The sequence below is a fragment of the Kitasatospora sp. NPDC058162 genome (assembly GCF_042884005.1).
In the GTDB taxonomy this organism is placed as follows: domain Bacteria; phylum Actinomycetota; class Actinomycetes; order Streptomycetales; family Streptomycetaceae; genus Kitasatospora.
The window spans coordinates 283,185-296,660 of the sequence record NZ_JBHVUS010000001.1 but is presented as its reverse complement, the minus strand read 5'-3'; the positions used below and the strand labels follow the sequence as shown (position 1 = coordinate 296,660).

The 13,476-nt window shown below is 71.7% G+C and carries 12 protein-coding genes; 9 read left to right on the top strand and 3 right to left on the bottom strand.

All coding sequences use genetic code 11. The features are described from left to right. Positions 1 to 11: 11 nt before the first annotated feature. Positions 12 to 485 carry a flavin reductase family protein gene (locus ACFVXG_RS01210; RefSeq protein ID WP_387923078.1) on the bottom strand — a complete coding sequence of 158 codons (474 nt, stop codon included), beginning with the start codon at positions 483 to 485 and terminating at the stop codon, positions 12 to 14. 597 nt (positions 486 to 1,082) lie between these two features. Between ACFVXG_RS01210 and ACFVXG_RS01205 the strand changes: the two genes are divergently transcribed. The 6 genes from ACFVXG_RS01205 to ACFVXG_RS01180 all read left to right on the top strand — a co-directional run bounded on the left by ACFVXG_RS01205 (position 1,083) and on the right by ACFVXG_RS01180 (position 7,514). Continuing rightward, positions 1,083 to 2,303: an acetyl-CoA carboxylase biotin carboxylase subunit family protein gene (locus tag ACFVXG_RS01205; protein ID WP_387923076.1), complete on the top strand. Its 1,221-nt coding sequence runs from the start codon at positions 1,083 to 1,085 to the stop codon at positions 2,301 to 2,303. A gap of 74 nt (positions 2,304 to 2,377) precedes the next feature. Then, a complete protein-coding gene (locus ACFVXG_RS01200) occupies positions 2,378 to 3,475 on the top strand; it encodes a DUF1611 domain-containing protein (RefSeq protein WP_387923074.1) in 1,098 nt (365 codons plus the stop codon). Positions 3,476 to 3,507: 32 nt separating this feature from the next. After that, a complete protein-coding gene (locus ACFVXG_RS01195; protein ID WP_387923072.1) occupies positions 3,508 to 4,824 on the top strand; it encodes an acetyl-CoA carboxylase biotin carboxylase subunit family protein in 1,317 nt (438 codons plus the stop codon). 61 nt (positions 4,825 to 4,885) lie between these two features. Then, positions 4,886 to 5,635 (top strand): iron-containing redox enzyme family protein, encoded by a 750-nt coding sequence (locus ACFVXG_RS01190; protein ID WP_387923070.1) that lies wholly within the window; start codon positions 4,886 to 4,888, stop codon positions 5,633 to 5,635. Between the two features lie 123 nt (positions 5,636 to 5,758). Further along, entirely contained in the window at positions 5,759 to 6,640 is an 882-nt protein-coding gene (locus ACFVXG_RS01185) for a phytanoyl-CoA dioxygenase family protein (protein ID WP_387923068.1), read from the top strand. Between the two features lie 7 nt (positions 6,641 to 6,647). Further along, entirely contained in the window at positions 6,648 to 7,514 is an 867-nt protein-coding gene (locus tag ACFVXG_RS01180) for a PhzF family phenazine biosynthesis protein (RefSeq protein ID WP_387923066.1), read from the top strand. A 20-nt stretch (positions 7,515 to 7,534) separates the two neighbouring features. On the opposite strand, the gene ACFVXG_RS01175 is transcribed toward ACFVXG_RS01180, so the two are convergent. Continuing rightward, positions 7,535 to 7,894 (bottom strand): winged helix-turn-helix transcriptional regulator, encoded by a 360-nt coding sequence (locus ACFVXG_RS01175; protein ID WP_387923064.1) that lies wholly within the window; start codon positions 7,892 to 7,894, stop codon positions 7,535 to 7,537. 79 nt (positions 7,895 to 7,973) lie between these two features. Here ACFVXG_RS01175 and ACFVXG_RS01170 point away from each other — a divergent pair, with 79 nt between their 5' ends. After that, entirely contained in the window at positions 7,974 to 8,678 is a 705-nt protein-coding gene (locus tag ACFVXG_RS01170; RefSeq protein WP_387923846.1) for an SDR family NAD(P)-dependent oxidoreductase, read from the top strand. A gap of 45 nt (positions 8,679 to 8,723) precedes the next feature. Beyond that, positions 8,724 to 10,022, top strand: coding sequence for an MFS transporter (locus ACFVXG_RS01165; protein WP_387923062.1), 1,299 nt, complete (start codon positions 8,724 to 8,726; stop codon positions 10,020 to 10,022). A gap of 72 nt (positions 10,023 to 10,094) precedes the next feature. Here ACFVXG_RS01165 and ACFVXG_RS01160 read toward each other — a convergent pair whose 3' ends face one another. Further along, positions 10,095 to 13,175 carry an amino acid adenylation domain-containing protein gene (locus ACFVXG_RS01160; RefSeq protein ID WP_387923060.1) on the bottom strand — a complete coding sequence of 1,027 codons (3,081 nt, stop codon included), beginning with the start codon at positions 13,173 to 13,175 and terminating at the stop codon, positions 10,095 to 10,097. A 162-nt stretch (positions 13,176 to 13,337) separates the two neighbouring features. On the opposite strand from ACFVXG_RS01160, the gene ACFVXG_RS01155 reads away from it, so the two are divergent. Beyond that, positions 13,338 to 13,475: a hypothetical protein gene (locus tag ACFVXG_RS01155; RefSeq protein ID WP_387923058.1), complete on the top strand. Its 138-nt coding sequence runs from the start codon at positions 13,338 to 13,340 to the stop codon at positions 13,473 to 13,475. Position 13,476: the final 1 nt, after the last annotated feature.

The following is a 13,476-nucleotide window of genomic DNA, read 5'->3' as shown; positions in this document are numbered from 1 at the left end:
CGGGTCCTCGCTCAGGCCAGTGCCCGGAAGGACTTCTCGTAGTAGATGGCGGGGGTCGCCGGGCCTTCCCCCAGGCGCGCGCCCGACACCTGGCCGATCAGGACCGTGTGGTCCCCGGCCGGGTGCCTGGCGTACACCTCGCAGTCGAGTTCGACGAGTGCGCCCGCCACGGCGGGCAGTCCGCCGGGCGTGCGGGACAGGCCGCCGGAGGCGAACTTGTCGGCTCCCTTGGTCGCGAACGTCTCGGCCAGCGGCTGGTGTTCGGGGCCGAGCACGCTCACCGCGAAGTGCCCGCACGCGTCGAACGCCGCGAAGGAGTCGGCCGAGTTCGCCAGACAGACCAGGATCAGCGGCGGGTCCAGCGACACCGAACAGAACGAACTCGCCGTGAAGCCGCGGGGCAGCCCGCCGTCGTCCAGGGTCGTCACCACCACGACCCCGGCCGCGAACCGCGCCATCGCCGCCCGGAATTCCTTGGAGCTCATCCGCGGAACGGTCTTCATTCCCTCCGGCACGGCAGCATCACCACCTCTCCCGCGAATTTCGGTCCGGATGGGCAGCCCAGCGGCGGGGCCGCTTTCCCGTTGCGCGCGCCGTCGGCGATATCAGCGGAGCGGGAACACGGCCTCCGTCGGCGGTGCAGGGCGCCATGGGAATCCTGTAGCCCGTCGGGTGCGGGCGGCAATAGGCCTATCTACCCATGGCGCTTCGGGCACGAGGCGTTCCGGGGCCTTCAACGCCGGTGCCCGGCGCGGGCCGTGGTGCTCGGCGGCGTCTTCCGGCGGGGAGTGCCCGGGTGTTCCGGTGGGGAGTGCCCGGGTGTTCGGGCGGTGCGTGCCGGCGCACCTGCGAGGCCGGGTCGGGCGTACACCGGGGTGGGACCTACGTCCTATTCTGACCGGGCCGGTCCCGTGCAAGGCTGTGGCGGCGCGACAAAGCACGGTGAGGGCCGCTCCCGGGATTCGGATTCGGGTCGATCCTTCGGTTCCGAAAGGCCCGCCGTCGACCGGCCCCGGCCGGGCGCATCCCTAGCTCTCCCCGTGAACCGTGAGGCGACATCCATGCCCAACGCAATTCTGTACATGACTCGCTGGCCCTTGTACGAGGACCAGCGGCGTTGGGAGAACCGCCTCGCCGGCCCCGAGCTGATCTTCGACCCGGCGGTCGACCACGTCACCTACGTCTGTGACGAGGGCGGCCGCAGCGGAGTGCCCGCCGACGCCGAACGGGTCCACGTGGTACCGGACCTCGACGACCTGGACGGCGTGCTGAAGGTCGTCGACGCCGTCGTCCGTGACGAGGGCCCGTTCGACTACGTCATCGGGCTGTCGGAAGCCCTCCTCGAGCACGCGGCGACCATGCGCGAGCGGTACGGCATCCAGGGCTCCCGCCGCGAGGAGACCGCCCGGTTCCGCGACAAGACCGTCATGAAGGAGCTGGTGGCGCAGGCGGGCCTGCGGGTGCCGCGCTGGGCTTCGTGCCGGACCGAGGAGCAAGTCCTCGCGGCCGGTGAGGAGTTCGGCTATCCCGTGATCGTCAAGCCGGTGCGGGGGGCGGGCAGTGTGGGGGTCAGCCGGATCGCCTCGGCGGAGGAGTTGCGGGCGCTGTGCGCCGAACGGAGCCTGAAGGACCTGGAGATCGAGGAGTTCGTGCAGGGCGACATCCTGCACGTCGACGGTGTCCTGGACGCCACGGGCCGACCGCTGTTCGTGTGCACCTCGCGCTACATCTCCACCTGTTTGGACTTCGAGCTCCAGGGCGAACCCCTCGGCTCCGTCCTCCAGACGGACCCGGCGGTGCGCGAGCGCTGCGAGGACTTCGCCCTCCGCTGCCTCGCCGCGCTCGGTCTGCGCAGCTCCGCCTTCCACCTCGAACTCTTCGACACCGGCGATGAGTTGGTGTTCCTGGAGGTCGGTGCCCGGGCTCCGGGCGCCGATGTGCCGTACGTCGTCCACGACGTCCACGGGGTGAACCTGTTCCGGCTGTGGGTCGACGTGCTGCTCGGCCGCCCGGTGGACCTGCCCGCTCCCCGCCCGGAGCGGAGCGGCGGCTGGCTGATGGTCCCCGGCCCCAGGCCGCTGCCCCAGAAGGTCATCGACGCCACCCCACTCATCGGTGAAGTCCCCTATGTGTACCAGGAGTTGGTTCCCCGGCCGGGCGAGGTCCTGGAATACCGGCCCGGCTCGTACGCCAGGATCCAGGGCGGCCGCTTCCTCTTCCGGGGCGGCACCCAGGAACAGATCGAGCGGGCCGTGCTCCAGGCGCGTGAGCAGTACCGCCTGACGGCGGAGCACGTCCAGTAGGGCCCCCGTCCAGTAGCGCGCCCGCACCGTCCCGTGCCATCGGCCGTAGAACCGTCGAGTCCGTGGAGGAAGACATGGCTCAGTTGAACCAGGCGGAGCTGATCGACAAGAAGTACGTGCTGTTCGCCGAGGGGTGCTTCGGACTCTTCACGAGCAAGATCGGCGCCTCGGTGCTCCGCTACCGCGGGGACCGCTGTGTGGCGGTGATCGACAGCGGTACGGCCGGCCGGACCGTCCAGGACGTCCTCGGCTACGGCGGCCCGATCCCGATCGTCAGCCGCGTCGAGGACGCCCTGCACCTGCGGCCCGAGGTCATGATCGTCGGCAAGGGGCTGCACTCCGGCGACCTGCCCCCGGACTGGAAGCCGCACTTCCTCGCGGCCGTCCGGAACGGCCTCCACGTGATCAACTCGATCCACTTCCGCCTCACGGACGACCCGGACATCGCCCGGGCCATCCGGGACAAGGGCGTCACCGTCTGGGAGACCAAGGACGCCCCGAAGGTGCCGCTCAACATGGCCCGCGTCCTGGACCTGGACGCGTGGATCATCCACACCTGCGGCAGCGACTGCAACATCGGCAAGAAGACGGCCGGCCTGGAGATCTGGAACGAGGCCAACCGCCGCGGCATCCGCACCGGCTTCGCCGCCAGCGGCCAGAGCGGCCTGCTGATCTCCGGCCACGGCGTCGCGGTCGACGGCGTGGCCGGCGACTTCATGGGCGGAGCCATCGAGAAGTCCGTCATGGACGCCGCCGCCGGCAACGAATGGGTCGTCGTCGAGGGCCAGGCCGCCCTCAACCACGTCCAGGGCAGCGGTGTCGCCCTCACCATCCTGCACAGCTCCATGCCCCACGTCCTGGTCTTCTGCCACCGCCTCGGCGCCGAGCGCACCAAGGTCTGGGAGACGCCCATCCCGCCCATCCCCGAGATCATCCGCATGAACGAGGAGCTCAGCGCCTTCAGCGGGCGGCCCGCCAAGGTCGCCGCGGTCAGCGTCAACAGCGTCGGCTTCTCGGAGGAGGACTACCGCCGCGAGGCCGAGAAGCTGGAGGCCGAGACCGGACTGCCCGTCGTCGACCCGCTCCGTGCGGGTGGCGCCGGCCGGCTGGTGGACATCCTGCGCGCCCACCAGCGCGAGACGGAGGGCCAGTTGCCGGGCCGACGGCACTGAGGGCGGACCCGCAATCCGGAGGAGATGCACCGATGAAGCGAGCAGTCCTGCTCCTCATGCACCAGGGCAAGTCGTACATGGAGCAGATCGCCGAGGCCGTCGCCGGGGTCGGCGTGGACCTGGTGGCCGTCAGCTCCCGGCCGAAGTCGCCGGAGGTCCTGGAGGCGAGCCGCCGCTACCTGGCGGACTGCGTGGTCACCGAGGAATCCGAACTGCAGTCCGGCGACGTCGAGAAGGCCGTCCGCGAGTTCGCCGACCGGGGTTACCGCATCGAGGCCGCCTTCGCCAGCTTCGAGGGCTACCGGCTCCTGATGTCCGAGCTCAACGAGCGGCTCGGCGCCCGCGACTCCGCCGTGCCCGCGCTGCGGCTGTGCCTCGACAAGTTCGAACTGCGCCGGCATCTCTTCGCCGAGGGGCTGAGCGAGGTCCGGGGCCACCGGATCACCCCCGGGGTGACCCCCGAACTCGACCCCGCCGCACGCTGGTTCGTCAAGCCGGTGCGCGGTGCCGCGTCCTTCGCGGCCTTCCTCCTGGAGGACGTCGAGGACCTGGCCGAGCTGCCCGCGATCCAGGAGCAGATGCGCGCCGACCAGGCCATGCGGGCGATCTTCATGGACCGGTACGACTTCCTCGTGGAGGAGTACGTCGAGGGCCCGGAGTTCAGCTTCGAGACCTTCGTCCTCGACGGACGGGTGCACCACCTGTGCGTCCACGAGAAGGCCCGGGTGGAGCGCCTGGAGCGGACCACCCTGGAGGGGATGTCGGTCAGCCCGCCGGTCAGCCTCGACCGTGAACTCCTCCTGGAGGGCGCCGACTTCGTCACCGAATGCCTCGCCGCGCTGAAGGGGTACGGGCTGACCACCGGCCCGCTCCACATCGAGGTCAAGTACTGGGAGGCGAAGAGGCGCTGGGAGATCATCGAGATCAACACCCGGATGGGCGGCAGCCTCATCGACCCCAGCGTGCGGACCGTCACCGGGCTCTCCTCCTTCGACCTGTGGATCGAAGCCCTGCTGCTGCCCGACGGCGAACGGGACGCCTTCCACGAACGGCTCACCCGCGCCTCCCAGTTGGAGGCCCTGCGGACCGGCTCGCCCACCCGGGCGACCGTGTTCCTCAGCAAGTACGGGGAGAAGGGGCGGACCATCGACGAGATCCGCTTCGAACCGCCCACCCGTCCGCCCCGGATCCTGCGCGTCCACGTGGCGGAGGGAACCGAACTCGAGGCCTCCGACCGGGCGATCTGCCTGATGGACGCCCTGTGGGACGTGGCGGCCGACGACCTCGACGCCGAGATCGCCTTCCTCGACCGACACGCGACCGAGCACTTCCACATCCGCTACCGCTGACCCTTTCGGCTGACCCTTTCGGCAACGTTCCCCCGCGAACCCCCTGATGAAGGAGAACGCGATGAACCGCGTGCAGAACACCGGGATCACCTACCCGAAGCCCCTCTACAACGAGGAGCAGAGCAGGCTGAAGAAGGCCGAGCTCGACCGCTACATGGACAAGAAGATGGCCGAGTGGAAGGCCACCATCCCCTTCGCCTCCCACCTGTCCGAGCCCGACCTGCACCAGGCGTACTACCGCCGCACCCTGATCGAGCACGTGTGGCGGATCCGCCTCTCCCGGGTGAGCCAGACCAAGGCCATCTACAAGATCGCCCAGATCGCGCCCAGGGCCGCCCGCGACTACGCGCAGTACCAGGCCGACGAGATGCTGCACGACCGGCTGTACGTCAGCGACGCCGCGGCCGCCGGCATCACCGAGGAGGAGATCCTGGCGACCGAGCCCTACCTGTCGACCCGTCTCCTGGAGGGCTTCTTCTACTACGCCCTGGAGCACGAGGGGGTGCTCGCCCCGGTCGTCTCCAACTACCTGGTGGAGTACACCCAGGTGAAGCTCCAGCCGGCCATCGTGGAGAACCTCACGGAGCGGCTCGGCAAGGAGAGCGTCAAGGGGCAGGCCGCCCACCTCCACGTCGACACCACCGAGGACCACTCCCAGGAGATGTGGGACATCCTCCACCAGCTGATCTTCAGCGAGGAGGACTTCCAGAAGGTCTTCAAGTACATCGACGACGTCCAGGAGATCCTCGCGCTGTTCTTCCGGGAGATCTACGCGGACACCGTCGCCAAGCACCAGAAGGCCGCGGTGTGACCTCGCCGGAGACCGATGGCTCTTCCTGAACCATGGCGGGTCCGCCGGGCGGTCGTCGCCGGGCGGACCCGCACGAGCTCCACCCCACCGCGCCCCGCCACGCAGCAGAGAGGAACCCCGCGCATGTCCGCACCCGACACGGCCGCACTCGTCAAGGAGTACCGCGCGAACGGCTTCGCGGTCGTCGAGCGCCTCTTCGACCCGAGCGAGGTCGCCGAGCTCAACACCGCCATCACCGAGATCCTCGCCGTCTCCGACATCAGCTCCGTCGCCGAGGTGGAGCCGGGCGACAACGGCATGGCCCGCCGGATCTGGTCGCCCACCAAGCAGCACGCCGCGTTCGAGCGGGCCGCCGCCCACCCCGCACTGCTCGACCACATCGAGGCGCTGATCGGCCCCGACATCCTGTTCCACTACAGCAAGCTCCACCTCAAGGCCCCGCAGGTGGGCAGCGTCGTGGACTGGCACCAGGACTTCTCCTACTACCCCCACACCAACACCGACCTGGTGACGGCCCTGCTCTACCTCGACGACACCACCACCGAGAACTCCGCCCTCCAGGCCGTCCCCGGCTCGCACCTGCGCGGTCTCGCCGACCACTACGTCGACGGCTTCTTCCGCGGCAAGGTCGTGGGGACCGACGCCCCCGACCCTGCGCTCGCCGTGCCGATCGAGGCGCCCGCGGGCAGCGTGGTCTTCATCCACCCCCTGCTCCTGCACTACTCCTCCCCGAACCGCTCCGACCGGTTCCGCCGCGCCTTCCTGCCGGCCTACCGGGCGGCCGACGCCTTCCCGATCCACTTCGGCCCGCACGCCGGGCACAACGAGGCCGGGGTGAAACTGCTGCGCGGTAAGGTGTCCGACACGGCACGGGTGGAGGCGGGGGCGTGGCGCCTGCCGTTCGCGGAGCGCCCCTTCGGCTCGCTCTTCCAGCTCCAGGAGGGCGCCCACCAGGCCGCGGACGCGGCGACCACCGGGTACGCCACGCTGGAGGAGGCGAAGTGACGGCCCGATGAGCACACCGAACGTGACGGTCGTCCGCGCCTGCCTGCGGGCCGGCGCGGGCGGCAGCCCGACCGCCGTCGTCCTGGAGGACGGCGCGGACGGCGCGCCGCTGGGCGACGAGGAGCGGCGCCGGATCGCGGTCGCCCAGAGCACCTCGCACACCGTGTACGTCCGTCAGCTCGGTGACGCGACCGAGCTGCGCTTCTTCACCGCGGAAGGGGAGTTGCCCGCCTGCGGGCACGGCACGATCGCCGCCCTCGCCCTGCTCGCGGCGCGGCACGGCGGCGACGGGCCCTACCGCGCCACCCTCCGGGCCGGCGGGCGCGAGTTCGCCGGGCGGGCCGAGCGGGCCGGCGGGCTGATCACCGCCGCCTTCGACCCCGGCCCCGTCGACCTGCGCGAGCCCACCGAGGAGGAACGCGCCCTCGTCCTGCCGACCCTCGGTCTCGCGCCGCACGAGGTCGGACCGGACGTCCGGATCGCCGGCGTGGGCCGGGAACGCGTGCTGGTGCCCGTCCGCACCCGGGCCGCGCTCGCTGCGCTGCGCCCGGACCTCGACCAACTCAAGGCGGCCTGCGACCGGTTCGGCCTGCTCGGTGCGTACGTCCACTCGGAACCCTCGCCCGAGGGTGCGCTCGCGGCCCGGATGTTCGCGCCGTCGATCGGTGTTCCGGAGGACCTCGCCAACGCCAACAGCACGGCCTGTCTCGCCGCCCACCTGGGCGGCCGGGGCACCCGGCGGATCGCCGTCGACATGGGCGACGCGCTCGGCAGTCCGGCCACCATCACCGCCGCGGCGGGGCCGGACCTGCGGGTCGAACTCGGCGGCGCCGCAGTGATCGTGACGGAGGGTCCGGCCGACCGGTCCGCCTGAGGGAAAGTCAGAAGGGCGGGTCAGAGCAGTGCCCGGCGGGCCCGGGCCGCCTCGATGTCCGGGACGTGCTCCTCGGCCCAGCGCCGTACGGCACGGAGCGGGACGAGCAGGGAACGGCCCAGCGGGGTGAGGGCGTACTCGACGCGGGGCGGATTCTCCTCGTACTCATGACGGCTGATCAGGCCGTCGGCCTCCAGGGAGCGCAGTGTCTCGGTCAGGGCCTTCGGGGTGATGTCCTGGATGTGTGCCTTCAGTTCGCTGAAGCGGCGGGGCCCGCCCTCGAGGGCGTTGACGACGAACACGGTCCACCGGGCACCGATGCGGTGCAGCACCGTGCGGCTCGGGCAGGTCGCTGCCATCACGTTGTAGGCCTTGCCCATGGCTGCCCCCAGTTTCGTTGAAGATACCGGTATCAAATCCATACCCTTTCACCCGATCCTAGGAGAGGGAGTGAGCTCGATGGAGCGGATCCTGGTCATCGGCGGTGCACGGGCGCTCGGCGCGGCCGTCGCACGGCGGGCGAAGAAGGACGGGTACGACGTGGTCGTCGGTGCCCGCGACATGGCCGCGGCCGAAGCGCTGGCGAGCGAGATCGGTGCCACGGCGGTGCGGGTCGACCTGCAGGACGAGTCGACGATCGCGGCCGCGGCGGAACGGCTGAACGACGGGGTCGACCACATCGTGACCACCGGCTCGGCGCCGCACGACGTCCGTGCGACCGAGCTGGACCGCGACAAGCTGCTGGCCGCGTTCACGGCGAAGGTGGTCGGCCCGATGCTGGTCGCCAAGCACTTCGCGCCGGTGCTCCGGCCGACCGGGTCGCTGGTGCTGTTCTCCGGTGTCGTCGGCTGGCGCCCCGGGCCGGGCTCGCTGGTCAAGGGGATCACGAACGGCGCGCTCGAGTACGCCGCGCGCCACCTGGCGGCGGACCTGGCGCCGGTCCGGGTCAACGCGGTCTCGCCGGGTGTCGTGGACTCGGGTGCCTGGGACCGCCTCGGCGACAAGAAGGCCGCCTTGTTGAGCAAGAGCGCCGCTGGGACCCTGGTCGGACGGCACGGCGAGACCGACGACGTCGTCGACCTGGTGATGTGGCTCCTCCGCGCGGGCTTCATCTCCGGCGAGACGATCCACGTCGAGGGCGGTGCCCGCCACAAGATCGCCTGACGGGTACCCGAGCACAGCCAACGAGCAGTCGGAGGAGACAGCCAGGTGGACACCACCAGCCAGCGCCCGCCGGGCGAGCGGACCGAGCGGGCGGCCGGGAAGGGTGCCGAACGAGGGTTATCGGCCTGGCTGGTGGCCCGCGGCCTCCTCCCCGAAACGGGCGCCAAACGCGCCTTCGCCGCCGCGACCTTCGTCAACCAGATCGGCAAGGGCCTCTTCATCGCCGGGGCCGCGCTGTTCTTCACCCGCTCGGTGGGCCTCCCGGTGGCCCAGGTCGGCTTCGCCCTGGGCGCCGCGGCCCTGATCGGACTCGCCGCCGGCATCCCGGTGGGCTACCTGGCCGACCGGTACGGCCCGCGCGACGTCTTCCGGGTCACGCTCTTCGTACAGGCCCTCGCCGTGGCGGGGCTGGTGTTCGTACGGTCCTTCCCCGCGCTGATCGCCTGCCTGTGCGTGGCCGAGCTGGCCGTCTCGGCCGGCACCGCCGCGCGCGGCCCGCTGACCCGCGCCCTGGGCGCCCCGAACCCCACCCGCTACCGCTCGTACCTGCGGGCCCTCAACAACATCGCCGTCGGCGCGGGAGCCCTCGCGGCCGGCGTCGTCGTCCAGTTGGACACCCGGACCGCGTACGTGTGCCTGATCCTCGGCACCGCCGCCGCGTTCCTGCTCTCCGCGGCGGCATCCTCCCTCGTTCCGTCCGTGCCGCCGGTGGCCGCCCCGGCGGGAGGCAGCCGCTGGCCGGCCCTGAAGGACAGGCCGTACGTGGCGCTCACCGTCCTGGACGGGATCATGTCCATCCAGAACCAGGTGCTGATCTTCGCCCTGCCGCTGTGGATCATCGGGCACACCGAGGCGCCGCGGTGGTTCGTCGGCGCGAGCGTGGCGGTCAACACCGCCCTGGTGGTCTGCCTCCAGGTGCGGGTCAGCCGCGGCGTCCGCGACAACGCGTCGGCTGGCCGCACCGCGCGCCGCGCGGGGGCCGCGCTGCTCCTCTCCACCGGCCTCATCGCCGCGGCGGGGGGCGTGCCCGGATGGGTTGCCCTGGTCGTCGTCGTGCTCGGTGTGGTGGCCCTCACGGTGGCCGAACTGTGGTACACCGCAGCCTCGTTCGAGCTGTCCTTCGGTCTGGCCCCCGAGCACGCGCAGGGCCAGTACTCGGGCCTGTTCGCGATCGGCCAGGGCCTGTCCAACGCGATCGGCCCGCCGGTGCTCGGCCTGGTGTGCCTCGGCTGGGGCGAGCCGGGCTGGCTCGCCATGGGAGCCCTCTTCCTGGCCGCCGGCCAGGCCGTACCGCTGGTCGTGAAGTGGTCCGACGGCACGCGCACCCACGACCCGGTCGCCTGACCACCCCCCGCTGCGGCCCGCCGTCAGCCACCCGAAGCGGGCGGCGGGCGGCGGGCGGCGGGCGGCGTTCGGCTACACCTGCTGCAACTGTCCGACCGGTACCCGGGACACCTCCCGGGCGATCGCCGAGACGGTGTCGAGCGTCGGGTCGGCGATGAACCGGCCGAGGTGGGACATGAACTCGGTCTCCGTCCGCGGCGGCAGGACCTCCCGGCAGACGCCGGCCAGCATGGTCAGCACGGAGAGCGAGTCGCCGCCGAGCTGGAGGAAGTCGCTGCGGGCGTCGATCCGGGCCTCGTCGACCCCGAGGACGTCCGACCAGATCAGCGCGACCCGGGACTCGATCGCGTCCCGGTCGGGATCGGGCGCCTCCGCCGGGTCGGCCGAGCCGGTGGGCGTCCGGTCCGCGAAGGGGTCGGGAAGGGCGCGCACATCCACCTTGCCGGCCACGCTGTACGGGAGCTCCGCCACCACGAGGATCGCGGCCGGGACCATGTAGGCGGGCAGCCGCCGGGCGGCATGGGCCTGCAACTCCTCGGCGCTCACCTCGGCGTTCACCAGGACGTAGCCGTAGAGCGCCTTGCCGGAGCCGTCCGGACGGCTCCGGGCCACGACGACGGCGCGATCCACCCGGGGGTGCTCCTCCAGGGCGCCGGCCACCTCCGCGGGCTCGACGCGGTGGCCGCGGACCTTGACCTGGTCGTCGATGCGGCCCAGGAACTCCAGCGTGCCGTCGGGAAGCCGCCGGGCCAGGTCCCCGGTCCGGTACACCCGGGCGCCGTCGGCCAGGGTGGGGAACCGCTCGGCGTCCAGGTCGGGCCGACCCAGGTAGCCGCGGGCCAGTTGGACCCCGGCCAGGTACATCTCGCCCACCTCGCCGTTCGGCACGAACCGGCGGTGGGGATCGAGCAGGTGGACCCGGGTGTTGTGGGCCGGGACACCGATCGGGACCGCGGCGCGGTCGGCGTCCCCCACCGGGTCGAAGGTGTGGGCCGTGCAGCCGATGGTGGCCTCGGTCGGGCCGTACTCGTTGATGATCCGGCAGTCCGGGCCGAACATCTCCTGGGCGCGCGCGGCGACCTCGACCCGCAACTGCTCGCCGACCACGACGATGCTGCGGAACCCCCGCGGCGCGATGTCCAGGCGGCCGATCAGCTCCAGGTGCGAGGGGGTGAGGTTGAGCATGGTGGCGCCGGAGTCCTCCAGCATCCGGCGCAGCGTCAGGTGGGTGGGCTGGTCCTGGACCAGGACCACGGTCCCGCCGGTGATCAGCGGAAGGAAGATCGACGTGCCGGACACGTCGAACGACAGCGAGGTCAGCAGCGGGAGCCGGGTGCTCGCGTCGACCCCGAACTCCTCGGCGCCCCAGTGCAGGTAGTTGAGCAGCGCGGCGTGTTCGACCTGGACGCCCTTGGGGCGTCCGGTGGAACCCGAGGTGTACAGCACGTAGGCCAGGTCGTCGGGGTGCGGGTCGGCGTCCGGCTCACCGGCGGGCGCGGCCGTGGCCGCCGCCAGGTCGTCCAGGTCGAGCGGCTCGCACCCGTCCGGCGTGTGCTCCCGGGTCTGCTGCGACGCCTCCACCAGGCAGTAGCGGGCACCCGAGTCGCCCAGCAGGTCGGCCAGCCGCGCGTCCGGGTGCTGTACGTCGAGCGGCAGGTAGGCCGCCCCGGCGCGCAGGATCCCCCAGATCCCGGCGATCGCGCCCGGCGTCCGCTCCGCCAGCAGACCGACCACGTCACCGCGGCCCACGCCCCGGGCCCGCAGCGCGCTCGCCACCGCGTCCGCGCGCAGGCTCAACTGACGGTAGCTGACGTCGCCTTGAGGGCCCGTCAGGGCAATAGCGTCGGGGGTGAGCTCGACCTGGTCGCGGAACATCCGCAGCAGCGAACGCGACGACGCGGGCTCCCGATCGGTGCGGTTGGCGGCCTGCTCCCGGTCGGCCCGCGGCGACAACGCCTCCGCGATCGCGTCCAGCACGGCGTCCATCCGCTCGGCCGCGCCCGGCACATCGCGCCAGGCGATCACGATCTCGGTGCGGCCGCCGCTCTCGACGACGTCGATGCCGGGGGGAGCCGAGGGGCCCACACTGCCCAGGATGTACACCGTCGAAGCCCGGAACGACGGCGCGCTGTACTCCGCCAGGTCGACCGAGCCCATGCTGGCGACGAACGCGGCGCCCATGTAGCGCTGCTTGTGGCGCGCGTTGTCCTCCATGCTGTCGCCGAAGAAGCGGATCACCGGGAGCGGCATCCTCAGCAGCCACCGGGCGGGGCGCAGCGTGAACTCCCGGCGCTCGGCCAGCGCGGTCAGCAGCTCCCGGTGCACCTGCTCCCAGCCGGTGCCCGGCTCGACGTCGAGGTAGACGGAGAGCGACAACCAGCCCGTGGAGCGCAGATCCGGCTGGTGGCGGCGCAGATCGACGGGGACGAAGTGGCGCGACACGGGCTCGTCCGGAGTCATCGCGGCGACGGCGGCGATCACCTTGGCGGTCACCGCGGCGTGGACGCCGTCGACCGTCCGCCGGCGCCAGATGTGACCGTACCGCGGCCCCCGGGGGGCCGGCGCCATCGGCGTGGTCCACTCCGGCTTGCCCACGCCCTGCTGGATGGGCGGCAGGCCCTGCGGCATCAGGTGCTGCAGCAACTCGCCGGTGTTGAGGGTGGAGGTCGCGGCCTGCGGCTCCTCGCCGCGCAGCGCCTGGAAGACGGTGGCCGCCCACACCAGCATGCCGCGCGCGTCGGTGATCCCGTGGAAGCCCCGGAAGACCAACCGCAGCGGCCGGCCTGTTCTCACAGGACCGCCGGCGCCCTCCCCGGCGGCTTCACCGGAAACGAACAGGACCTCACAGGTCGCTCCGCCGTCGTTGAGCGTGGTCTGCAGGGCGGGGTGGGCCAGCAGGTCCTGTCCCGGTTCGAGGTTCACCACGCGCACCTCCGGGGCGACGCCGCTGTCGACCCAGGCCCGCTTCCTCCGTCGCAGGCGCGTCCCGGGGCAGGCGTCACCGACCTTCGCCACGGCCGCGGCCAGAGCCTCGACGGTCAGGTCCCCGTCACCCTCGTACACGTGCTGGCAGACATTCGGGATGCCCATGCCGACGTACGTCCAATCATCCGGCCCGATGCGCCGGGTGTACGGCGGGGTGGATGCATTCACGGGGTCCTCCAGGGCTGCGGTGCGATGCCAGGTACAGGTAAGTGGCGTTGCCCTGCGGCATTCAACTGCTCAGAACGCGCAGTTGAATGCCACGGCCCGCCGGGTCGCCCATCCTGAGCCGGCCGCACCGCGCCGCAACCGACGGACTCCGGCCTGCCGATCGTGGGCGACTGGAACGGCACCAACCGCACCACATTCGGTGTCTACCGTCCCTCCACTGCGACCTTCGCCCGCTCCGGCGCCTCGGCGGGCAAGCCCGACGCCGTCTTCACCTTCGGCGACGGCGGCACCTGGAGCTGAC